The sequence below is a fragment of the Rickettsiella endosymbiont of Rhagonycha lignosa genome (assembly GCF_964031165.1).
In the GTDB taxonomy this organism is placed as follows: domain Bacteria; phylum Pseudomonadota; class Gammaproteobacteria; order Diplorickettsiales; family Diplorickettsiaceae; genus Aquirickettsiella.
Map to the genome: position 1 here is coordinate 388,812 of NZ_OZ035011.1, position 23,430 is coordinate 412,241.

23 protein-coding genes are annotated in these 23,430 nt (G+C 31.0%); 15 read left to right on the forward strand and 8 right to left on the reverse strand.

What is annotated here, in order from left to right; all coding sequences use genetic code 11:
* The 3 genes from AAHI99_RS01770 (at position 1) to AAHI99_RS01780 (ending at position 1,694) form a co-directional block, all read left to right on the forward strand.
* Positions 1-531, forward strand: coding sequence for a DsbE family thiol:disulfide interchange protein (locus AAHI99_RS01770; RefSeq protein WP_342227974.1), 531 nt, complete (start codon positions 1-3; stop codon positions 529-531).
* A 15-nt stretch (positions 532-546) separates the two neighbouring features.
* Complete coding sequence (locus AAHI99_RS01775) at positions 547-993, forward strand: cytochrome c-type biogenesis protein (protein WP_342227975.1); 447 nt, start codon at positions 547-549, stop codon at positions 991-993.
* 107 nt (positions 994-1,100) lie between these two features.
* Positions 1,101-1,694: a response regulator gene (locus AAHI99_RS01780; RefSeq protein ID WP_342227976.1), complete on the forward strand. Its 594-nt coding sequence runs from the start codon at positions 1,101-1,103 to the stop codon at positions 1,692-1,694.
* 286 nt (positions 1,695-1,980) lie between these two features.
* Here the strand turns inward: AAHI99_RS01780 and AAHI99_RS01785 are convergent, their stop codons facing one another.
* On the reverse strand, positions 1,981-2,169 hold the full coding sequence (locus AAHI99_RS01785; RefSeq protein ID WP_342227977.1) for a hypothetical protein: 189 nt from the start codon (positions 2,167-2,169) through the stop codon (positions 1,981-1,983).
* 481 nt (positions 2,170-2,650) lie between these two features.
* On the opposite strand from AAHI99_RS01785, the gene AAHI99_RS01790 reads away from it, so the two are divergent.
* The 7 genes from AAHI99_RS01790 (at position 2,651) to AAHI99_RS01820 (ending at position 11,510) form a co-directional block, all read left to right on the forward strand.
* A complete protein-coding gene (locus AAHI99_RS01790) occupies positions 2,651-3,289 on the forward strand; it encodes a hypothetical protein (protein WP_342227978.1) in 639 nt (212 codons plus the stop codon).
* A 116-nt stretch (positions 3,290-3,405) separates the two neighbouring features.
* A complete protein-coding gene (locus AAHI99_RS01795) occupies positions 3,406-4,479 on the forward strand; it encodes an NAD-binding protein (protein WP_342227979.1) in 1,074 nt (357 codons plus the stop codon).
* A 19-nt stretch (positions 4,480-4,498) separates the two neighbouring features.
* The gene (locus AAHI99_RS01800; protein ID WP_342227980.1) at positions 4,499-6,082 is read left to right on the forward strand and encodes an ATP-binding protein; all 1,584 of its coding nucleotides are present in this window, start codon (positions 4,499-4,501) and stop codon (positions 6,080-6,082) included.
* 64 nt (positions 6,083-6,146) lie between these two features.
* Positions 6,147-6,920 (forward strand): helix-turn-helix transcriptional regulator, encoded by a 774-nt coding sequence (locus AAHI99_RS01805; protein WP_342227981.1) that lies wholly within the window; start codon positions 6,147-6,149, stop codon positions 6,918-6,920.
* Positions 6,921-7,402: 482 nt separating this feature from the next.
* Complete coding sequence (locus tag AAHI99_RS01810) at positions 7,403-8,701, forward strand: FAD-dependent oxidoreductase (RefSeq protein ID WP_342227982.1); 1,299 nt, start codon at positions 7,403-7,405, stop codon at positions 8,699-8,701.
* A 26-nt stretch (positions 8,702-8,727) separates the two neighbouring features.
* Positions 8,728-10,275: an ATP-binding protein gene (locus AAHI99_RS01815; protein ID WP_342227983.1), complete on the forward strand. Its 1,548-nt coding sequence runs from the start codon at positions 8,728-8,730 to the stop codon at positions 10,273-10,275.
* Between the two features lie 200 nt (positions 10,276-10,475).
* On the forward strand, positions 10,476-11,510 hold the full coding sequence (locus AAHI99_RS01820) for an FAD-dependent oxidoreductase (protein WP_342227984.1): 1,035 nt from the start codon (positions 10,476-10,478) through the stop codon (positions 11,508-11,510).
* On the opposite strand, the gene AAHI99_RS01825 is transcribed toward AAHI99_RS01820, so the two are convergent.
* The 5 genes from AAHI99_RS01825 to AAHI99_RS01845 form a co-directional block, all read right to left on the reverse strand.
* Positions 11,507-12,250, reverse strand: a complete 744-nt coding sequence (locus AAHI99_RS01825; RefSeq protein ID WP_342227985.1) for a queuosine precursor transporter — start codon at positions 12,248-12,250, stop codon at positions 11,507-11,509. The two genes, AAHI99_RS01820 and AAHI99_RS01825, sit on opposite strands and share 4 nt — an antisense overlap.
* Before the next feature lie 53 nt (positions 12,251-12,303).
* Entirely contained in the window at positions 12,304-12,930 is a 627-nt protein-coding gene (locus AAHI99_RS01830; RefSeq protein ID WP_342227986.1) for a VUT family protein, read from the reverse strand.
* Between the two features lie 91 nt (positions 12,931-13,021).
* Positions 13,022-13,324, reverse strand: a complete 303-nt coding sequence (locus AAHI99_RS01835) for a hypothetical protein (protein WP_342227987.1) — start codon at positions 13,322-13,324, stop codon at positions 13,022-13,024.
* A gap of 17 nt (positions 13,325-13,341) precedes the next feature.
* Positions 13,342-14,004 (reverse strand): S24 family peptidase, encoded by a 663-nt coding sequence (locus AAHI99_RS01840; RefSeq protein WP_342227988.1) that lies wholly within the window; start codon positions 14,002-14,004, stop codon positions 13,342-13,344.
* Between the two features lie 262 nt (positions 14,005-14,266).
* Positions 14,267-16,567: a hypothetical protein gene (locus AAHI99_RS01845; RefSeq protein ID WP_342227989.1), complete on the reverse strand. Its 2,301-nt coding sequence runs from the start codon at positions 16,565-16,567 to the stop codon at positions 14,267-14,269.
* Between the two features lie 760 nt (positions 16,568-17,327).
* On the opposite strand from AAHI99_RS01845, the gene AAHI99_RS01850 reads away from it, so the two are divergent.
* The 3 genes from AAHI99_RS01850 (at position 17,328) to AAHI99_RS01860 (ending at position 19,608) form a co-directional block, all read left to right on the forward strand.
* Positions 17,328-17,999, forward strand: a complete 672-nt coding sequence (locus AAHI99_RS01850) for a LuxR C-terminal-related transcriptional regulator (protein WP_342227990.1) — start codon at positions 17,328-17,330, stop codon at positions 17,997-17,999.
* On the forward strand, positions 17,996-18,442 hold the full coding sequence (locus AAHI99_RS01855) for a hypothetical protein (RefSeq protein ID WP_342227991.1): 447 nt from the start codon (positions 17,996-17,998) through the stop codon (positions 18,440-18,442). Before AAHI99_RS01850 ends, AAHI99_RS01855 begins: the two co-directional genes overlap by 4 nt.
* 71 nt (positions 18,443-18,513) lie before the next feature.
* The gene (locus AAHI99_RS01860; protein ID WP_342227992.1) at positions 18,514-19,608 is read left to right on the forward strand and encodes an MFS transporter; all 1,095 of its coding nucleotides are present in this window, start codon (positions 18,514-18,516) and stop codon (positions 19,606-19,608) included.
* A 411-nt stretch (positions 19,609-20,019) separates the two neighbouring features.
* On the opposite strand, the gene AAHI99_RS01865 is transcribed toward AAHI99_RS01860, so the two are convergent.
* A complete protein-coding gene (locus AAHI99_RS01865) occupies positions 20,020-20,946 on the reverse strand; it encodes an omptin family outer membrane protease (protein ID WP_342227993.1) in 927 nt (308 codons plus the stop codon).
* A gap of 105 nt (positions 20,947-21,051) precedes the next feature.
* Between AAHI99_RS01865 and AAHI99_RS07575 the strand changes: the two genes are divergently transcribed.
* Both AAHI99_RS07575 and AAHI99_RS01870 read left to right on the forward strand, forming a co-directional pair.
* Positions 21,052-21,201, forward strand: a complete 150-nt coding sequence (locus AAHI99_RS07575) for a hypothetical protein (RefSeq protein WP_425288723.1) — start codon at positions 21,052-21,054, stop codon at positions 21,199-21,201.
* A 337-nt stretch (positions 21,202-21,538) separates the two neighbouring features.
* The gene (locus AAHI99_RS01870) at positions 21,539-22,186 is read left to right on the forward strand and encodes a glycoside hydrolase family 25 protein (RefSeq protein WP_342227994.1); all 648 of its coding nucleotides are present in this window, start codon (positions 21,539-21,541) and stop codon (positions 22,184-22,186) included.
* A 576-nt stretch (positions 22,187-22,762) separates the two neighbouring features.
* On the opposite strand, the gene AAHI99_RS01875 is transcribed toward AAHI99_RS01870, so the two are convergent.
* Positions 22,763-23,062 (reverse strand): hypothetical protein, encoded by a 300-nt coding sequence (locus tag AAHI99_RS01875; RefSeq protein ID WP_342227995.1) that lies wholly within the window; start codon positions 23,060-23,062, stop codon positions 22,763-22,765.
* Positions 23,063-23,430: the final 368 nt, after the last annotated feature.

Below are 23,430 nucleotides of genomic sequence, written 5' to 3' on the forward strand. Positions count from 1 at the left end.
ATGCGTTATCTTATTCCATTGCTGATTTTGCTTATCATGGTGTTTTTCCTATGGCGAGGTTTAGAAAAAGATCCCAATCTATTGCCATCACCCTTAATCAATCAAGCTATTCCAGAATTTTCAGCACATGATTTATTAAAAAATCATGCAATACTCAGAAAAAAAATATTTTTACAGCATTGGACATTATTAATTGCATGGTCAAGCTGGTGTTTAACCTGTACCGAAGAACAATCTTTTTTGTTAAAGTTGCAGAAAAGCCATTTCATTCCAATTTATGGTTTAAACTACCGTGATAAATTAAACCAAGCAAAATTATGGTTAAAAAAACAAGGGAATCCGTTCCAAAAAATTATTTTTGATCCGCAAGGCTTGTTCGCTATTGATTTGGGAGTTTACGGCGTGCCAGAAAGTTATTTAATTGATCCACAAGGCATTATTCGTTATAAGCAGGTCGGACCATTAACGGCATCGATTTGGCTAGAGAACATGGCAACCTTCATCAAACAAGCCAATAAAAATCCTAATTAGATTAACCCCTACATTATGCTACGACACGTAAAAAAAAATTTAAAAAACTTCAGTTTAAGCAAGTTACTTTGCCTGGCCATATTTTTCTCTCCGTTGTTGGCTGCAGCATCACCTGACCTGTATGTCTTTGCTTCCGCACAGAAAAGAGAACAATTTGCAGAAATCATTGATGAAATGCGCTGTCTGGTTTGTCAAAATCAAAATTTAGCCGATTCAAATGCACCACTTGCTCAAGATTTGCGTCTAGTTATTTATCGACGTATTAAAAATAGCGAATCACCTACGGAAATAAAAAAATATTTAATTAGTCGTTATGGCAATTTTATTTCATTTAGACCCGTTTTTTCGCGTTTAACTTATTGCTTATGGTTAAGTCCGTTTATTTTATTATTAGTTATTTTTCTCATTTTTTTACTCAAGGCAAAGAAATTCGATACGCAATTTAGCAATGGCTTAAAATAATTTTACTGCACTTTTAGACAGCTACCATTTTATGTAAAATTTCCGCATAATTATTTTTTAATAAAAATTATTATTTTAAAAATTAATTGGGTTTTTAAGGGATAAACATGGAATCTGAACAAAAACATACCATAGCAACAGTCACTATTAGCAAACGCGCCTTGTTAGTCGAAGACTATGTTCCTTGCCAGAAAATAATGACCTATTATTTACAGCAACTCGATTATGAAGTAGAGCTGGCCGCAGATGGTAATACCGCGATACAACGTGTGCATAGCAAGGTCTATGATTTAATTGTCGAAGATTTAGGTTTAAGTGGTGCATCCGGTAAGGAAGTGATACAAAATGTCCGTAGCAGCACACTGAATGTGGGTACGCCCTTATTGGTCTGGAGTGCGTATGTCAATAGAAATGACGAAGAAAAATATCTGGCTTGGGGAGCTGACGGGGTATTAATCAAGGTTTGCCAAGTCAAAGAGTTAAAAAAAGCCATAGAAAGATGTTTTTTGAAAACCCGATTTCATAGAAAATTTTATTATCAATTACAAAATTTTAAAAAGAAATGGGAACACTTTTTAAATGAAGCTGAAACATTAAAAGATAGTGAATGTATTAATAAATTTAAATTTACATTATATGAAGCACTACAAACCATAGAAGAACATCAACATTGGCTGGATTTAAGTAGAAATGAAAAGTAAATAGAGATTTAAAAAATGGAATTTGTTCATGATTCTAATAAGTTAGATAAATTTTTAGATTTGTTGTGCTTAGGGTTAAGTTTTTCAAGGTAACAAATACTCCAAAAAATAGCTACATTCTTCTGTCATCATCCTCTAATCTTTTTGTTCAAAAAGCCAAGGACAGATTTAAAACAAGATAAATGAATTTTGTTTTTTAAAAAATTTTTGACAAGAAATAAGGTTTTATTCCGTTGACCTTCTTGAAAACCAATGTCAAAGCCTCTTTTGTAACCTTCTAAGTAAGCTAACTGTTCAAATCGATTGTTATTGTGCATAATTTTTCTTCTATTTGTTTTTCTAAGTTTAATTCTAGTTCAGATGAACCTGTGACTGATTTAACCAAAGATAAGATGGCACAGTGTTGTAATAAATTTCGAGCAATTAATAAAATTCCTTCTTCACGACCCTTTTTCAATCCAACATGCAGAATCATGCTAAGCGCTTACTGATGGTTCAGACATTGTTATTCTTTCCCCTATTATCTCTTTGCAGCAAGGATTTTAACCAATGATTGTCTGAAAAGATAAATAATTATCTTTTGATAGTTTTTTTAAATTTCGAACAAACTTTTTAATAAAAAATTTATATAATAAAACAAAAAATCTTTTAAGATTATATTTTTTAATTTTAGTATATAATATTTTGAAAAGAAAAATATTTTAAATATTATTATGCCTTAAAAATAATTTAAAAAATTTTACAGTATTAAATAAATTACATGAACAATAAAAGCAATATAAAAGAGAATTATCTAAAAGTTTTTTAGAATTTTTGGATAACTTACCGTTGAATAAGCGTATCGAACAAATGGAGTCGCTATTGCATGAGGCAGAACACAGAAATCTACCGGAGCGTTGTTTCCATATAATTATAAGTTTATTATATCCTTTTTACTTTTAAAAAATAATAATAATATGCGATTGTTTACTAGCATTATAGAAGATCCATACACTCTTGAAAAAGCAAAGACATTACTTTATGAATATTACATAGAAAAACTAAAGTGGGTTATACATACTGATAATTATTCTGGAATTAAAATTAAAAAAACATACCAACAAAAAAAGTTTGTTGATGATTATGATGATTATTCTATTTGGTTTTCGGTTACTAACGAAAATAACAATGTGCTTGCGTGTGCTAGGCTTTGTAAAGAAGATACCAGAGGACTATTAGAAATTGAACGTTATACCGAAGCAAAACAACTGCTTCGTCCTATATTAAATTCAAAAAAACAACTTAATTTAATTGAATTAAATAGAGAAGCAATTTTACCAGATAATCCTGAGAATAAAGTTGCTAGTTTAGTCTTGTTAAAGTTTATTTTTAACTACTGCCTAACACATAACTATTCTGTTTTAACTACCACTAATATTCCAGAATGGCTAACACTGTATAATTCTTTACCCTTTATAAGATTATTTCATTGTCAGTTTAGATATGTAGAGACAGACCCAAATCCAGTTGAAGTCTATTTTATAAAAAATAGAAACTTAAATAATATTTTAAGTAAAATCAATTTTTATCTGGAAAATGATAATTTTTTTAGCTAAAAAATTAGCTAAGGTTTCAGAGATAGTTTAAATAAAATAGAAAACTGCCAAATTAATTAACTATGTCCATTAAAAAATAAAACTTCAAGTCATTTGGGGGGAGTAACTAATATAATATGATTAATTTTAGGGCTTTTGAATCAGTACGTAAGAGATACACTAAAAATTGCATACCATTTTTGTATGAATTACGTAATTTTGTCCAAGATAATAAAATATATCACGGATTAAAAATACTTCATAATACACCCCTAACTATTGAAGCTGTACTTAAGATAGAAATTCTTTTACTAGGGGGTGCAGAAGTTACAGCAAGCTGTATTAGTAGTTTGCCCCCAAGCCCAGATGCGATAGATATATTAAAAAGTGCAGGTGTTGAAGTTCAAATAGAACATGTGTTCAAAAAAATGTATGATTTCCACTTGGATTGCTGTGGAGAACTGCTTAATATCGGCCCACCTTTGATTGGTGCAATAGAGTTGACCCAAACTGGAAGTACATTGTATAAAAAAGCAAATTGTCTTTATCCTATTGTTTCTGTTGATGATTCCGTACTCAAATTATTGGAAACAATATTAGGAACAGGAGATGGATTTCTTAGAGCTCTAACTTACAATTCTAGTCATGATATTTACGATAAAAAATTTGTATTGTTTGGATTTGGAAAAGTGGGTAGAGGCATAGCACACTCATTGATGAAGTTCACTGACAGAATTGTAGCAATTGATATAAATAAAAAGTCTAAGGAAATGGCCTTGAAATGTGGAATTAAATATATAGATGGCACAAATAAGAAAATAATTGCTAAGGAACTAAGCGATAGCTCTTTTGTAGTTTGTGCAACTGGCGTAAAAAACTTAATGACAAATTTTTATTCATTTAATAAGTTTAATTTTAACAAAGCAATTTTAATTAACATGGGTGCATATGATGAATACGGAGATAATTTTGATAAAAATGAGGTTCTATTTGACAAAAAACCTTTCAATTTTTCTATCTCAGAACCGACGGGCATGAAGTATTTAGATCCAATTTTTTATGCACATAATCTAGGAATTGAACTAATTCTAGCTAAAAGAATAGGCCTCGGGTACAATGCTTTTCCAGATGAAATAGCTAGAAGGATATTAAAAAAATGGTCTATTATTTATCACGAAGAATTTTCTAAAATAGAAGAATTTTTTTATTAAATTTTAATAGAGAATATTAATGAACAATAAGAATTTAAAAAATGATATAAATATTAATATAAAATATTATTTAGATAATATAGTGGAACAGATTCCATATTTTATTTTTTGGAAAAATACAGACTCTGTGTATATTGGTTGTAATCAGAAATTTGCAAATCTTATTAGTAAAAAATCACCACAAGAAGTTATTGGTGAGACTGACTTTACTTTAGGTTGGGGAGAAGGTGAATCTGAATTATTCAGGCACGGAGACCAGGAGGTGATGAATGGAAATTCTAAAGTAAATGTGGAAGAAGTACTTATTAGGCCTGATGGTTCTCGAATTGTCATGTTGGTTAATAAATTACCCATGCTTGATAAAGATGGCAATTGTATTGGAATCTTAGGTATATCTACAGATATTACTGAACGAAAAAAATTAGAAGAAAATTTGAAGCTTTCCAAGGAAAAAGCCGAAGAAGCTAATCAAGCTAAAACTGAATTTATCATGAATATGAGTCATGATTTGCGAACTCCCCTAGCAGGTATTATAGGCTTATCTAACATACAAGCCAAAGAAGAAACAGACACTCAAGATAAAAATCTATGGATGTGGGTGCATGATGCCGGAGAACAGCTTTTAGAATTACTCAACTCTGTAATCGAGCTTACTGCAGCAGAGCATCTGGTCGATCGAATTAAACAAGAAAGGATTGATTTAATAAAATTAGCTGAAGAACTATTTAATTTAATGCAACCGACAGTTCAAAGCAAAAATTTAACTTTTCAACTAAAAATTGATCCCAAGTTGCCCATTATCATTAGCGATAGAATTAAATTAAAAAGAATTTTTCTTAATATTTTATCTAACGCACTTAAATTTACTAAACAAGGTAAAATTGGTTTAGAAATAAAATTATTATCTATTGTAAATCAACAGGCAAAAATAAAAATAATTATTACTGATACAGGAATTGGTATTCCTAAAGATAAACAAGATAAAATATTTGATCGTTTTTATCGTGTTCATCCTTCGTATCGGGCTGAATATAGTGGCTATGGTATAGGTTTATACCTCGTTAAAGAAACTACCAAAGCATTAGATGGAAAAATAAAAGTATCTAGTGAGGAAGAGAAAGGCAGTCGCTTTACTTTAGAGTTTAATTTTGCATTAGCAGAACCCGATTCAAAACTGATGGCTCCGAATCCTTCGGAATTGATAGTTGAATCCGAAGTGTTAACCGAGCAACATAAAGGCACTGTATTAGTGGCTGAAGATAATACGTTAGTTCTGTATGCGGTGAATAAAATGTTGCTGAGCTTAGGTCATCGAGCGATAACCGTTTCCTCTGGAGAAGCAGCATTGCATGCTTTACAAACGAAGGCTTGCGATTGGGCTTTATTAGATATTGGTCTACCGGATTTGGATGGAATGGAAGTGACGAGGCATTTCCGAGAATGGGAGAAGTTAAATAATAAACCGCATCTTCCCATTTTTGCTTTAACCGCGCATGCTGAAAAAAAGATTAAGGATCAATGTAAGAAAGTAGGGTTTGATGACGTATTGGAAAAACCTTTTACCGAGAAAGATCTTAAGTGTATCGAAAAATTTTTAAAATAGATCAAACTTAAAACATTTTGCTATACTATTTTAAAATAGTTCACAGAATAAATTTAATTTGTGTATGGTAAAGAATAAACTTAGGACAGGGCCTGTCCTCAACAAATTACACAATCAAGAACATATTTTTAAACAAGAACTATCCAAAACCTTTCTTGAATATCTAGATGGCTTACCGACTCATAAGCGTATTGAACAAATCCAATCATTACTCTATGACCGAAATCTACCTACCTCGGATCGAGGTTTAACGCTACAAGAAAAGCGATGTTTGTATTTGGCTAGTCAAGGAAAAGAGATTAAAGAGGCAGCAAGTATCTTAGGCCTATCACAGCGAACCATTAAATATCATCGAGCGAATATTATCAAAAAATTGCAGGTTCCTAATATAACCGCTGCGGTTGCTTCTAGTTTTCAATATAGAGCCCATCGAAATGTAGATGATCTAAGTTTAAATACCTATCCAACTTTTCAAATGTTTACAGAAAAATTTCAGATCATAGCGCAGGCTTTAGATAAAGTTTTTAATATTAATGTTTTTTTAATTAATCAGAATGGTAAAATTCATTGGGCAAATGATCATATGCTTAAGTCTATTTGTATTCCGGAATTACATCTAATTCAAGGAAAGCATGTCAGTATTTTTGGCGATAAACCTTGGATTAATACTAAAAAGGTTATCAAAACAAGAACTGCTAAGATTCTAAGGGAAGAGTTTGAAGATAAAAAATACTTGACAATAAAAGCACCCTATTTCAAAAATGAATTTTATGGTGTTATGGGATTGTCAATTGAGGTCACAAATATAAAAAAAACAATGTTACCTGTTGAACTTTAAGTTTCATAAATCTTTTACATGATTAATTAATATTTCTGAAATTAAAATTCTTATTAAGTAGATTAAGACTAAAAGTTTGCTGCCTCCCGGTAAAAACGTAATTGATATTGTTAATGTTTATTTGTTACCAAATTTAAAGAAGTTCTATAAAAGATAGAATGTTTAACTTAAAAGTTTATAAGCCAATTGCTAAATGTTTATATTTAATTATAAATATTCTTAATATTAATTTAATTCATAATGTAAAAAAATTAAAATATAGAGCGTTGCGCGAGGTAAATAAAAATGTTATAAGCTGAAAATACTGTAAATTACTTTTTAGTAATCTAAAAATAATAATAATATTGGAAATATGCTATGAATAAATATTTCAGTACTAATGAAAGTTGGTTTGTTAATAAAATTTCTTTTATAAAAAAATGTTCTAATGTTTGTTGTTTATCTTCTCTTGAATCATGGTTATGTTGCAAGGGAGATATCTAATGAAGCAAGATCATTCTCTCCCAAAAATTAAAATAGCAATTATCGGCGGTGGATGGTATGGATGCCATGCTGCTGAATCAATAATGTCTCAAAAACCGTGTGCTTTGGTTACAATTTTTGAAAAAGGTTCAGATATATTTTCTGGAATTTCGGGTACTTTTGGTAATAGACTCCATGTTGGTACGCATTATCCACGTTCTTCTCTGACAAGAGAACTTTGTCATGAGGGATATAAAGAGTTTTATATTAAATATCCCGAGTTGATCAATGAACACAGCCATTCATTATATGGATTAGGAGTTAAAGATGCCGATGGCAATCCATCTAAGGTTAACAAAGAGGAGTTTGCAGCAGTTTGCCATGAATTTGGAGAAGCAAAGGAAATACCAATAACAGAAAACTACCCCAATCTACACTATGTTGCCGATATTAAAGAACCTAGTCTAGTTATGGACATTCAATTGCGCAACTTTTTTAAGAAAAGATTAAAAGATTTAGGGGTCGATATACATTGTAATGTAGTGATTTTAAGCTTACAAAGGAGTGAAGATTCAAAATTTATTCTTGAAACTTCTCAAAGTAAATTTCTTAAATTTGATTTCGTCATTAATGCAACAAGTTTTCAAACCTTATTACCCAAAGCGCTGTATTTTGACATTTTTTATCAAGCTTGTTTCGCCTTAGTTTATAAACAAAATACCCCCACTAGATTGCCTTTTTCTTTTATCGTAATGGATGGTAACTTTCCGTCATTAATGCCCTATGATGATCGACTTGATAAAAATACCCCTATATCAAAATATGTTTTGACACATGCGTCTATCACTCTCTCTAAACCATGCAAAACTTTAGAAGATGCTGAAAATATTTATAATAAAATGGATATATCTATGAAAGATATTAAATCTAATTGTGAGAACGAACTCATGCGTTTTTACCCGAAGTTTGATAAGGAATTTACATATATTGATTATATGGGAGTTATTTTAGCAAAAGTTAAAACCTCAGAAGACTTTCGTGGTGCAGTTACCTTCAAGTCGGACGGAATTATTTATTTTATTCCAGGAAAGATATCAAATGTTTTCCAAGCTTCTCGAGAAGCTTTAGCTTTAATAAATTCAGATAATATCATAACAGAAGAAAATTATTCTTATGTTAAAGGTGGCATATTAGATCGGAAAAAAAAATCAGTAATCAAACCATCAGCTATCTCTACATCTTCATTTTTTAGACAAAATGCTTCAAATGAGCCTATGGCTTATAATGAGGGAATTAATTCTCTAAGTATTAAACGGTAAAAATAATTACATGAATGGAGAATTTTATGGAAGATAAAAATTGGTTAAATAACAATTTAATTTTTCAGTTAGTAAATCTCTTACCCGTTTTCGTTTTTTGGAAAGATAAGAAAGGTGTTTATTTAGGTTGTAATCTTAATTTTACCAAAGCCTTGGGGCTTAATTCTATTGAGGAAATTGTAGGCAAAACGGATGATGATCTGGCAACAAAAAATTTAAGCACGCATTATCGAGGTGATGATCAAGAAGTTATTCTCTCGGGCAACCCAAAATTAAATATTGAAGAAGAGCAAAATTTTCCGGATGGGAAGAAGCTGACAATTTTAACGAGTAAGGTACCTATTTTTGATAAAAATAAAGAAATAATTGGTGTTTTAGGGATATATAATGACATTACTGCATTGAAGAATGCCAAGGAAAACGCCGAAGCAGCCAACAAAGCAAAAACTGAATTTATCAGAAATATCAGTCATGATTTACGCACTCCCTTATCCGGTATAATTGGCCTTTCGCATCTACAAGCTAAAGAAGGAATAAGTACTCAAGAGAAAGAGTATGGTCAATGGATTCATGGTGCTGCGCAACAGGTATTGGAACTGCTTAATTCAGTGGTAGAGTCAGCGGTTATTGAAGATCCATTAGAGCTGATAAAAAAGGATAAATTTGATTTAATTCAGTTAGCCGAAGAGTTGCGTACATTGATGCAAGCTTCAATATCCAGTAAAAAATTACAGTTTCAATTAAAATCGAATGCTATACCGCTTATTATCAGTGATCGTATTAAATTAAAACGGCTTTTACTCAATCTCCTTTCTAATGCCGTTAAATTTACAAAAAAAGGAACGATTAGTTTAGAAATTAATTTATTATCGATAAAAGATAAGCAAGCTAAAATAAGTATACGGGTTTCTGATAGTGGTATTGGCATTAGCAAAGATAAACTGGAAAAGATATTTGATCGTTTTTATCGGGTCCATCCTTCATATCTGGCTGAATATAGTGGTTATGGTCTTGGCTTATATCTGGTTAAAAAATCGACAGAAGCATTAGGTGGCACCATCAACGTTTCTAGCGTAGAAGGAGCAGGGAGTTGTTTTAGTTTGGAGTTTAGTTTTGCTTTGGCCGAACCGGCCAGCATGTTATCCGTAAATAATTTAGCGTCAAGCACTGAGGAAGATTTGCAATCCCTAGCTACTATTAAGCTAAAAGGTTCAGTGCTGGTCGCCGAGGATAATACCTTAGTTGCGTATGTCATAAAAAAATTATTAACCGGTTTTGGTTGTCAGGTAGAAATCGCCTCGACGGGTGAAGCGGCATTACAAATTCTGCAAACACAAACCTTTAATTGTGGATTATTAGATATTGGTTTACCAGGTTTAGATGGCATAGAGGTGACCCGGCGTTATCGTGAATGGGAGCTTCTTAATAATAAACCGTATCTGCCGATTTTTGCCTTAACGGCACACGCTGAAGAAAAAGTTAAGCAGGAATGTCAAGCTGCAGGCTGTGACCAGGTGCTGCTTAAACCTTTCACCGAGAAAGATGTTAAAAACATCGAGAAATTTTTGCAATAAATTTATATTTCTCTTTAAACCGTTGTTATTTACTAATAATTTAATCTTAATCTCTTCAATAAATTTTAATGTGCTTTAAAAAATATATTTTTTAAAAATCACATATAAAATTAATTTTTTTTGTTATAATCTTTATTTAAATTAAGCATAAATATTTCATGCTTATAAATTAAATCTATTTATATTTTTCTGGAGTTTACTTGATACATAAAGTTGCTATTGTAGGTGCGGGTATTATTGGTATGACCAATGCGATTGTTATTTTGGAAAATAATAAAAACAGGCAAGATAAATTTGAGGTAACAGTTTTTAGTAAAGAAGAACCATTGGCTACCAATTCCGATGCGGCGGTAGCGACCTGGTTTGCACCTAATGACGATAACCCTTTATTACAGCAATGTTGTTTAGAAAGTTTGCCAAAATTTGCTGAATTAATAAAAAACCAAACACCCGGTGTGAATATAATTTTAGAAGTTCTTTATTTCACATCTGAAACAGATTTTAAAAACAGTGTTTGGGCAAAGGAATCGGTAAGAAAAGCAGTTGAACTGCATGAAAACACCGATGCTGAATTAAAGGTAGATGGCTTTCCGTTTAGTGTGCTGATCAAAATACCACTGATTAATCCAAATTTTTATCGACCTTACATGTTAGAAAAATTTAAAGAGCTAGGAGGGAAACTTGAAGTTAAAAAGATTGATGCATTAAGTGTGCTTACTGAAACCTATGCCATTGTAGTCAATAGCTCGGGTTGGGAAGCGAAATATTTAACTGATGATAATTTAGTTTATCCGATACGTGGTCAAACCGAAACATTTGCTTTAACGCCTGACTTGAAAAATGATCGTACTTCTATGAATGTTGAAGGATTGACTGCGTATGTCGTTTTTCGTCCTATACATAAAGAGGATGGAGATTGCGTCATTGGCACTACTTTTCAGGTTGGTGACTCGGATAGAGAAATTAGACCTAGCGATACTCAGAGTATTATTAATAATGTCGCAACTTTTTTTCCGGCCGTAAAAAATGTGACGACGACACCTAAAGTCGGTATTCGCTGTGGCCGACCTGAAGTGCGCATCGAGTCAGAACGACATGACCAATCAATGATTCTGCATTGTTATGGGCATGGCGGTAGCGGTTATAGTGCTTCTTGGGGAAGTGCCAATGAGGTTTTAAAACATTGTAATAACTTTGTATCTGAGCCTAAAGCAATCCCTAAACCGCGCATTTAATTTTTTTTCGATTTATTATTCTGCTTATGATAATCGGTATTCAAACTAAAGGGATTAAAATTGGTTTGCGTATCATAGATATCTAAATTTTCAATAATTTTTAAACGTTTTGCCAGGCGGATTGAAAAGGGGAGCAGCAATAATTCGATAGAAACCATGAATACCCAAGAGGCTAAAATATGGTGTATGAAATGTTTAAAATTTGGAATCAAGCCATAAAAAGCAATTGGGGCATAGATCAGTTCATTAATCGTATAAGCAGTTAAGGTAGAACCTATAAAGCGTATGCCCATGTATTTACCTTTTAAGCTAATTTTTAGTTTCGCCACGATATAAGAATTAATACTTTCAGTAACTAAATAACTTAAAATGGCTGCTAAAAGAATACGATTGTTGGTCATTAAAAAAGTGCTTAAAGCAACTTGAGAGATCGAGCCAGGCGCAAGTGTAGCAACCACCAATTGGTCAAACAGGATAAAGATTAAAAAAAATAATAAGGCGGTCCAAACGGCTATTCGGGCATGCTTATAGCCATACACTTCAGTAATAATATCAGAAATGAGATAGGTTAAAGGAAATGCAAATGAACCGGCACCCGTATTTAACCCAAATATATTTATTAAGCGCGGATCAAACCAATTTGCAAGAAAAAAAGCTAAGGTATAACCTGAGATGAATATCCATAAATAGGTTTGTCGAATAGGGTTAAGTTCTGTGTTATGGTGGGTGGCCGTTTCCAAAGTAATCCTTGTTGCTATTTAATTGATCTTATTCTGCAATGGATGCAATTTATTTAGCGTGGAAATTGATCAAATCCATTATTGTTGTGGATATACTTTACTTCAAATTTGAAAAAATTAAACTGTGTATTTTGGTCATATATATCTATTTTTTCCAGTTGCTTAACTTTTTCTATGCAAAAAGTAATAACAGGTAAACAAATCAGTGTTAAGAGTGTGCTGATAAATAGGGATGAAATGAACGGAATGTTTATTAAGCGGTCATTATAATCACTTAGATGTAAAATCAAGACATTGATGAATGTTGTAAGCATGACACAGACTAGCAATCTAAATTTTAGATGCTTGCCATTTAATTTTAGTTTTAGTTTGGCAAGAAGAAATATATTGAATGGTGCAGTCATTAAATAACTCAACATAAACATAACGCTAGTTTTCAAATAAGCGACCATGATCAAATTAAATAACGTGTTATGTACTGCGTAACTGGGACTGGGTAGATTGATAATGAATACAGCATAGAACACAGAGAGCATATTGAAAAAAAATCCGCACCAAATCGCGCGTCTGGAATTTTTATAGCCATAAACTTCAGTGATAAAGTTAGCGAGTAGAAAGTTTAATGGGTAAAGTAATATTCCAGCATTGATTGTTATGTTTTGCAAAGAGATGCTACACATAATAAACCAGCTACTGAGTAAGCTTAACATGGCATAACTTAGTGTTAAGAACCATAAACATTTAGCATCTAACCTAAGGGAAGAATGTTTTTTATTCAGATTTTGGCGGAACAATTTCAACTTCCTCGAAAGAGATGACTAAGCCTTTAGCAATAATTTTTCCAGCGGCTAAACCTACTTTTTTATTAATAGTGGGGTGTGATTTTGTTAAATCACTGACATTAAGATCATTCCAGGGTTCTTTAAAGATATGTCTCTTAAAGGGAAGCGCACAGGTTACAATGAGATAATTATTTTTCATACACAGACTTAAAGGTCGCATTTTTTCTTTATGTATACCTAGATAGTGACAAAATAAGCTATCCAGTTTTTTCGCAAACAGTTTTAATAACATACACTTCCGTGCGTCGATTAAGTTTTAGCATTGACTTGTATTACCACGCCTAGAATAGAATGCAACTGTGGATTCAAAATAACAGGAGCAGTGCTATTATCGTAAGTCGTCAGTAAAATTTCATCAAACTCAATTTGAAGCTTTCGAATCAAAATTTGCAGATTATTTTCTATTTTAACAGCGACTAAGCTATTTTTTTCAAGTGCTGCATTGGGATCAACGATAAAAATAGAACCTTTTTTAAAAATAGGTTTAATTTCTTCTTCGGATTGCAAGGCAATCAAATGTTGGGCTTGGGTGCTTAACTTAATGCATATTTGGCCAATTTTTTCAAATATAGTCGCATTAAAAGAATAAAGTGGTAATTCGGTCTCCGTATTAAAAGAAACTGCTTGCTGATCTTGAATTATCAGTTCTGATTCGTTATTAAGTCCCATCAATAAATCATTTATTGTGATATTGAAACCATCTAATTTAAAAAATTCAACAATTTTATTTAAGGTATCAATTCTTGGATTATTGACACGTTTAGTTGGTTCGAGATGAATTAATCTTAACAAGACAGAATGTGGCATGTTTAAATTTTTTGCCAGTCGGTACAGCGTGAATTTGACGCCATCGCGAGTTGACTTCATTTGCATCAAGGTTCTTAAAGTAAGATGTATTTTATTAGCATTCATCGTTGCATTGCATTTTAATTAATAGTTGATAGTTTTTCATAGTGGATGCTATCTCTTAAAGCACAGATTATTCAATGAGTTAGCGTGTACTTATATTCTCCATTACAAACTACCGTAAATTTAAAATTAATTCAATTATTATGTAAATATATTAAAAAATTTAATAAAATAAAAAAATTTAATTTTAAATAGCAAGTAAATAATTTAGGTTAAATAAGTAAATAACTTATCAAAATTTTGCAATTAATTAATAATAAATGCGCTAATGCGGAAAAGTGGAACAGGTGGGTTGAGCCGCGTCATGCATTTCTACATCAGGTTCTTGCAAAGCTAAAAATTGATTATTAATTTGTGTTAAAGATTTTTGAAGCGATTGATAAAATTTCTTAACCGTTGAACTTCGCAAACATGGAGTAGAAGAATTTTTTTGTTTGATTAAAAGATATATTTCTGAAAAAAGACTTAGCATCATAAAATTATTTTGCTCAATATTCGTTTCAGACTCTGAAGTGTCAAATGGTATTTCATCGAAAATCTTACGAATTTTTTGAATACCATCAGGAACTTTTTTGAAAAAAAATCCCCAACCTAATTTATTCCAGTCCGGGTTTTCAACCTCCTTTTTTAAATCAATTAATTGAGTTTTCAACGAATCAAAAAGATTATGTTTTTGTTGTGTATTATCTTCCTTCGATAATTTAACAATCCATTGTAAAAGAAGGTCTCCCTGCCAATTTAATTTCTTGTTCAGCAATTGTTCTTGTTCTTTGTGGGTAGAGTTTGATTTTTGTTTTTCAATTTCATTCATTATTGTATTTATAGCCGCTTCTTTCTTTCGCAATTCATCTTGAGTTTGTGTCGATTGGTTTTGCCATTCTTGGGTTTTTGAATCGCAGATTCTATTTATTACTTTTTCAATTGGATCTCCATAGACTTTCTTAGTTTTTTGTTCAGTTTTGCGATTTTCTAATTGCTCCTTTAAAGCAAGATTCAATTTAATTTTTTTCTCTTTAAGAATTGTTATATTTTCACGAGAGTTTATTTTTTTTTTGTTACATTCAAATTCCAATTTAGCAACATCTTTTTTATCATCTTCTCTTTCTAATTCAGTTATTTTTTTTTCTATTTCTGCGATTTGGTTTTGCAATTCATCAATTTCACGAATGGTGTTATCAGTAATTTTTTGTAATCTTTCGAGATTAATTAATGAGTTTATTAAATTATTATCTTCAAGTATACTGAATATATATTGATCATCTTTAGTGGCTTGTATTTTTTCTTCCACTTCACTTATTTGACTTTTAAGTTTATTTTTCTTACCTAGTATTTTTAAGTTTTGCTTTTCAATCTGTAATTTTTCGACTTCTTCTTGTTTATCGTCAGTCAATTTTTTAAGAAGTTCAATTAATTCAGATTCGTTTAGTTGTAAAAAATCGATTAATTCTTCATTAATTTTTGTTTGTTTCGTTTCTAGTGCATTTTTGTCTACGTTTAAATTTAGGATAGATTGTATTTTTTTTAAAAAATTCTTAATAATATTATTATTATTGATAGGAACAAGTTGTATTATATTTTTAAAAAAATCCGTTATATCATCTAAAGTCTGTGCATTCTGTGCAAGGTCTTTTTTAATTTTGCTTTCGGTACGTAAATCTTCTTGCTTAGTATTTGGATGTTCGATTTGTATTTTAAGGATTTTAATTGGGTCGCATTCTTTTAGCTCTGATATTAAAGAAAGTCTAGTATTTTCTAATTCCAATTGCGATAAAAGTTTTTTTATAATGTCGTCTATGCGTATCTGTTTCAAAGTGTACAAATCGCCTTCCGAATAATAAAGTTTTCTTTGATTTATTCTTAAATTTGCTTCAAGCTGATCGATGGGAAATGTCAGTTCTTCTTCAATTTTTGCTGCCTGTTCATTTATTTCGTCTAATTCCTGTGTATGCACTTTTAATTCCGCTTCATGCATAGCAATTTCAAGCTTAAAATCTCTATCAAGCTCGAGCCTAAATTTTTTAAGATCAGTTGTCAGTTCTATCAGACGAGTTAGTTCAACATCAGGAAGCAGTAATTTTTCCAATTGTTTTTTTTCTTTATTTAAATCCAATAGTTTAATTTGCAATTGCTTTGCGTCTTCGGTTAAGCTTGGTTGAGTAACAGTTTCTTCTAATGAAATCAATTTTGCATAAGTATCGCGGTATTCATCGATTAATAAACGGCAATTTTTGAGTATTTCTTCAATAAAAAATTGAATGGATAATGAAGGATCCTTTTCTTTTGCGATAAAATCATCTAATGCTAATAAAAATTCAATGCTAGTCTTTTCACATGCTTCAGACTGTAATTTCTTATCAAATGATGAAATTAAATTTGCAAGGGGCGCTGAATGTTCGATTTGAGACAAAAAACGTAGTCGGCTATGTGTTTTAGTGAGCCAAGCATGAAGAGCTTCTTGCTGTGGAGTTTCAGTTTGTTGAGAAGTCCCCGGAACGGGCTCATTATCATGCAAGAAGTTTGAAGAAGATGTAGTGCTTTGTGTGCTGGATGTAGTAGTTGATTTCAATGTGGCCCCCTAGTTCATTTATCGGTTATTATCTAAAAGGTCTTTTACTGAATCTTTTCTATATTATCGCCTTCTTAACTTACCTATTTTCCAATTTAATGCAGTGTAACAATTTTTTTTATGTAACGAAAGATCTTTTTTTGGATTAAAAGATTACATATATGTAATCTTTCTTGAGCTTTTAACACCAAAAAATGATTTAATTTTATCAAAAAAATAATTTTTTATCTATTTAATTAAAAAATATAGCTTAAAGAAATAAATAAGAAAATAATTAGGGAACAACTACTATAAAAAGAGTGAAGTGACTCCCACCTAATAAGACTTAAAAATCTCAACAAATAATTTCAAGATAAACCAAACTTGTCTTTTAATATCATTTTGGATAGTTTTATGGGAAAAGGTGGTTTTATCTTAAGCAATGAAATAGTAAGCTTCCAAGCATTGCACTATTTTATAATTTTTTTATTTGCATAAAATTAATGATTTTTCACATACATTTGTATGGATTTTTTTAGGAAAAATTCATTTATACTCTCTCATGGGAGGAGTGAAATATGGAACATTCAAGATAGATTGCAATTTTTTATATAAAATATCCATGCATTAAAAATACTTTGTTTGGCAATTGTATATGAAAGATGTTTATAACAAAGTATTGTATTTGTAATTATACTAATAATGAATAGATTGTTTTTTAAGCCTGTCAATTGAAAATTAATGGATATTAAAAAAAATCAAGACAAATAAGGAGTATAAAATGCTAAAAGAAAGTATTTTAAATAATTTAAGTAATCTCAATATAAATTACTTTGAAAAGGATATTCGATTAAATTATACAGGATGTAATGATTCAACTGCTGAATATGCAAGCCTTGATTCCCCTCAACAAATCATCCATAAATCCGATTATGATTTAATTTGGAAAGATTCTTCAGCGGAATCCTTTCGAACAACCGATCAAGAAGTCATATCTGGAAAACCGCAAATTAATCATTTAGAGTCAATTCAAGTAGCGGGTGGAATGAAGGATTTTCTTATTACCAAAACAAGCCTTCTGGATGATAACGACAAGGTTGTGGGGATTATTGGATGCAATATTTGCGTAAGTGGATTTACCCTAGCCAAAAAGGAAGGTTATTTTAACTTGGAAGAACAACGTTTATATTTAGGAAAGGCGTTTGGAGATCAAAATCTGACCAGAAGACAGCTGGATGTGTTTAAATGTATTCTTCATGCCTTTACTACTCCTGAGATAGCGCTTTATTTAAAAATATCAACGGCTACCGTTCGTTCGATCATCAGGGATTTGAAAAATAAACTTCAGTGCCGATCTAAAGCTGAAATCGTGTTAATAGCTATTAAGAATGGATGGACTTTTCTTATCAATGAAAAAGTATGCCTACCTAAAAATCTTGGAGCGACATCATGATGCAAACTCATCCTTTAGAAAAATTATTTCATGGAAAACCGTTATATTTAGAGGACAAAAAGGAAATAGAAAATTTTTTTGCAAGTCACTCTAGAAAGAAACCACTATTATTTACGAAAAAAAACAATTTGGAAAAGAAAATTTTTGAAAAATATATAAAAAACATCAATTTAAAGGAATTTAATGCCAATTTTTTTGATAACTGCCTACTTTTCTTAAAGAAAGATTTAAATACTGAAGAAGAAGAAAAACTAAAAAATTTTAAAATTCTTAATTATCTTATTGAATCGATCGAGTGTGAAAGTAATCTTAAAAACAAATTACTTAATGAAATAAGTGAAATGGAAATATTTAAGAAATTTAAGGATTCAGAGAAGAAAGAATTTATAAATTTAATAATAAACTTCTCTTCCGAAATAAATGCCTACAATAATACTATTTAATTAAATAGTATTTACAATACCTTAATAATGATTCTATCAAGGTATTTTTTTACTTATAAAATAATAATAAAATGCAACGGAACAATAAAAAAATAACTCTGTTATTCCCAATTAGTCTTATTCTTTACGAATTACCACTGTACTTTTCTAATAACCTTTTTTTGCCGGCTTTACCCGAAGTAACCAAAAATTTGCAAGTAACTAATGCTATAGGTCAATTGAGTATTGCCTACTGGTTTCTAGGTGCTTCATTATTTCAAGTCTTTTTAGAACCGTTATCTGATCATTACGGACGAAAAAATATATTATTGGGCGGGGGTGTTCTCTTTGTCTTCGCAACCTTACTCTGTGGTTTAACCCATTATATTATTTGGTTTCTTATTGGTAGATTTTTTCAAGGATGTGTCGTCAGCAGTATTTTAGTAACAGGATACGCTGCTATTCGTGAGATCATGGAAAGAGAACAAGCAGTTAAAACTATTTCCTGGATGACTAGCATCGCTATCTTAGCACCTGCTTTAGGGCCCTTATTAGGGAGCTTGTTACTACAACGGATGAATTGGAGAGAGTTATTCATTGCTCTAAGCGCTTTTACAGTCCTGAATTTGTATTTATTGTATACGTTTATGCCTGATAGTAGAGCTAGTTCAGAAAGGCTGAAGTTAGAAAAAATATTTTTTAATTACCGAACGATTTTTACTAATTTTCAATTTTGGACCTATACTTTATTTTTTTGTTTCTTATTTGCTAGTTTGATAGCCTGGAATACCTTAAGTCCTTTTTATTTGATGGATTATTTAAAACTTAACCTCATTCAGTTCGGTTTTGTGCAGCTATTAGTTTATGGTTCTTTTATTGTCGGTATTTATTTAAAACGGCTATTAATATACCCGATAGAAGAAATTCTTAAGCGCGGATTATTTTTGACGATAATCTATTTTATTTTAAGTTTGTTTACCTTAATCCATTCACCTTCACATTTATTTTGGGTGGTGGGGAGTGTTTTGCTGTTTTGCATGAGCACCGGACTTATTTTCAACGCATTGCATCGTAAAGCAATTGAGATCCCTAAAGTACCTATGGGCACAATCATATCTGTATTTTCTATCACGATGAATTTATTTGGATTTTTAGGAAGTTTAGTTGCTAGAAGCTTTAATATTTGATTTAAAATTATTTACTACATTTAATTTTTGTCTTAATAGCTCATGCAGAAGGCTAGATAAGAAAAATTGCAAAGAAGTGGGCGTCACTGGTGTACTTCATAAGTCATTTAAAAAATATATTCATATCATCATTGATTTTAGATAAATAAAAAATAGTATTTAGATGTATATATTATTTTTAACTTTTTTTAATACTGTGTTATTTGACAATAACTATTATGTTTTAAAAAAATAATAAGCTTTAATGTTCTAAAAAATTACGTCAACAAGAAACCTGGCTATAAGTAAAGAATCAAATTGTGTTGGGATTATTCTCGTTATGTTCCCGTTTGATGAGGAACAGTTGATGATAGCAGGATGAAAGTAGACTTTTCTACTATAGCGGCATCGCATTTAAAATAGCAGCATTAGTTAAAACTGATAGGCAATGCCAAATACAATTTGGTAATTTCTATTTTCAATTCCTGCACAACTAGAACAATTCAGGGATATGCCATTTACGGTAGTTCTGCCTCTCCCCAGGGTATATCTATTCCATATCCATTCACTAAAAAATTTCATCTGTGGTGTTATATAGTAACCAATATTTGCTCTTGCTGAATAATATTTAGAACTATGTGTTTTTTCTATAAAGTTTAATTGACGTAGATAATGCTCATCATTATCCATAGCTAAAACCCATGGACTATATTTTAATAAGGTATTAAATTCCCAATTTTTATATTTATATTGAATTTTACCACCAATATAAGGAACACTTAGTTTTTGTTTATATGCTATACCAGGTATCGGTGGGAACTCACCTTTTTCCTGCCCATTATTATAATCATAATATCCGCCAATTGCTGTCCAATCAAATTGCGTTTGTTGATATCCTATAACGCCAGCTAGCTTAAAATTATTTTTTTTCATCAACCAAATATTAGAATTAATATTAAATTCATTAGCATAATTAAGACGAGTGTTTGGGCTATAGCTAAGATCCGACCAATGTGTTTGATTCGGAATCGTCCAGTCAAAATCATGCATAGTTGAATGGCTTGGTTTCAAGGTTATCCATCCATTTGCTTCTAATGTTAACCAAGGGGTAGTATTCCAAGAAATATCGCCTTTAATTATGGGTGTACTTTTAATTTCCCAATCAAGTTCACTAAGTTTGCTATTATTTTCTCCATAAACATATTCCTTAGCTTGGCCTGTTAACCAACCAGATGATATATTTATTAATAAATTATCAGAAGATAAATTTTTATCTTGATTAAATTGTGCTGCATTAGCAGCAGAAGACAAGAATGTAACAGTTATTATTATAATTAAAGGTAATATTACAGGTTTCATATAATTTATTATTTTTATTTTTTTAGTGTTTATTGAATCAGCGGCAACTGATAAATATTTTTTAAGTTAGGTTGTGTTGTTGAGTCAATATCTGAGACGTCATTATTGGCAAAAATAACGACGGAACAAGATTATACTCCTCTAAGTTTTGCCGTACAATTAAGTAATGAAGATCTCATTAAGGTGTTGATTAACATAATCAACATTGATGTAAATATACCAGATAAACTTGGGCGCACTCCATTATATTGGTAGCTTCTAAAGATGATATCGAAGGAGTTAAGTTGTTGCGTAATGTCGACGATATTGATGTTAATAAGTCAGAAAATGAAGGTGCCAGGATCTCGAATAATAATCTTTAGTTAAAAAATTGCGAACCTCCTTTTTTAATAAAATGCTGGGTATAATATTTTACTTCTTGGGTATTTACTTATTTTTAAAGAAATATATAGCTAGTTTTTTTTAAATATTAAGTATCTTAAGCTTATTCTTAAGGTAAAATTAAAGTTGCTACGTATATTTAGTTATTGGCTTTATTAAATTTAGGAGGGATAATGAATTAATAAGACAAAGCTTAATTATTGAGAATAAAATGATGATAGAACAACAAGATTTATATGAAAGAGGCATCGATGTGTCCAAATGGCAAGGAACTATCGATTGGGAGAAGGTTGCCGCTGACGGGATTCAGCATGTCTTTATCAAAATGTCAGAAGGAGGAACCTATACAGACATTAAATTTCTTGATAATTGGCATGCTGCTAACAATGCGGGCCTAAAAGTTAACGTTTATCATTATTTCAGGGCATTAAATAGTACTCCGAAAGAGCAATTTGCCAATATTAAAAGAAATCTTAGCTTAGTAGGCTTTGATCCTTTTATCAATTTGTTAGCAATTGATGTAGAGAAAAGAGGCAATGAAAAGGCTAGTAAAGATGAAATAGCTGATCATCTTCAAGATCTTCTTGGAATGATTAAACAAGATATTTTGTGTCATGTTAATCCAATTATTTATTGCTCACCTGCTTATTGGGATAGTGCATTAAATTGGGAGAAATACGACTTTAGTATGAATCCACTTTGGATTGCTAATTGGAATGTAGATAAGCCTCGTATACCTCAAACCTGGCAACAATCTGGAAGTACCTGGTCATGGTGGCAATATAGCTCAAAAGGAACGGTTAACGGAATCAGTGGCTTTGTTGATTTAGATTGGGTCAATAACAAATTAACAAGCTAAACAATGGTTCTATTAATATTTAAAATAAAAAGTTTTAAATTGTTTTAACCGAAATTTTATAAATTAATTTATTCTTTGTTTAGCAATTTGACAGTAGATAACCTCGTTATCAATAATATGCAGCGTCTTTGTAAAGAAACTGCTGCTAAATCCGTGGTAGCAATATCAACAATCAAATCATTAGGTTTTGAAAGTCATTAGATAAAAAATTGAGGGAAGCAACACGGAAAAACCGCTGGATGACCTTGATTGCGATTTTCTGGACTAGCGACCGGCGTTGCGGCTGCTGCTTTAGTTTTTTAGGTTAAATTTAAAAAATTATAACAAGAATAGTTTTACGATAGAGCAGGGTGCTAACTTAGGTAGACCTAGTAAAATCCATATTTCTCTTGCGCAAAATTATATAACAATAAAAAGGGAGGCTTATTTTTTTAAAATAAAATAATTATTTATTGAATATAATTGAAGATTTTTCTTCTTCTAGTTCTTCTTTTAACGCAGGTAACTTACTCCTATTTAATTTAAAAATTCTATGGGATTGATAAATTCCTTGTTTTTGTCTTTTTCAAAAAACTGCTATGCGATTTGTTGAGCTTGCCATTCATTGGTTTGTTGAGCTGTATGGTTTGCAATTAAATTTTGTAAATATTCTGTCATTAGCGGCGTTGAAGTTTGATTAGAAACAGAAGTATTCGCTTGTTGAGCTAATTTTTCTTGAGCTGCTTTTTTACCTTGTTCATACGCATGATGTTTTGCTTGTTTAACGGCATTATCAACCACGGATTGCGGTATTTTTTTTTCAACAGGGCCTACAGATTCGATTCTTATGCTTGTTTCAGTATTGGGTAAATTTTCCATTGTTATATTTTCACTCATTTACTTTCTCCGACATTTTCCCCGTCACGCTTAAGCCTTATTTAACGTTTAAGTCCCGACTATTTACTCCGGATAGCTCCGCTCGGTAAAACCTCCACGATGCAGGAGTCTCAATAAATGCTTTTATAGTATTTAAAGGCTTATTATCTAAATACTAAATATAAATAGCGAGCCCATTATATGGGGGTCCTTAAGGGCTAAAAGCGTTTGCCCTGGTTTGCTTTGTCTGACAACTCAATTTTAATATTTCTTTAATATTATAGTTTTAAAATAAGCTAAACGGAGGAGAGCAACGGGAAGAAAAAATTTCTGTAACAAAAAAATGATCGATAAATTTAAATATTTTTATATAGGCTTTTTTATGCAAA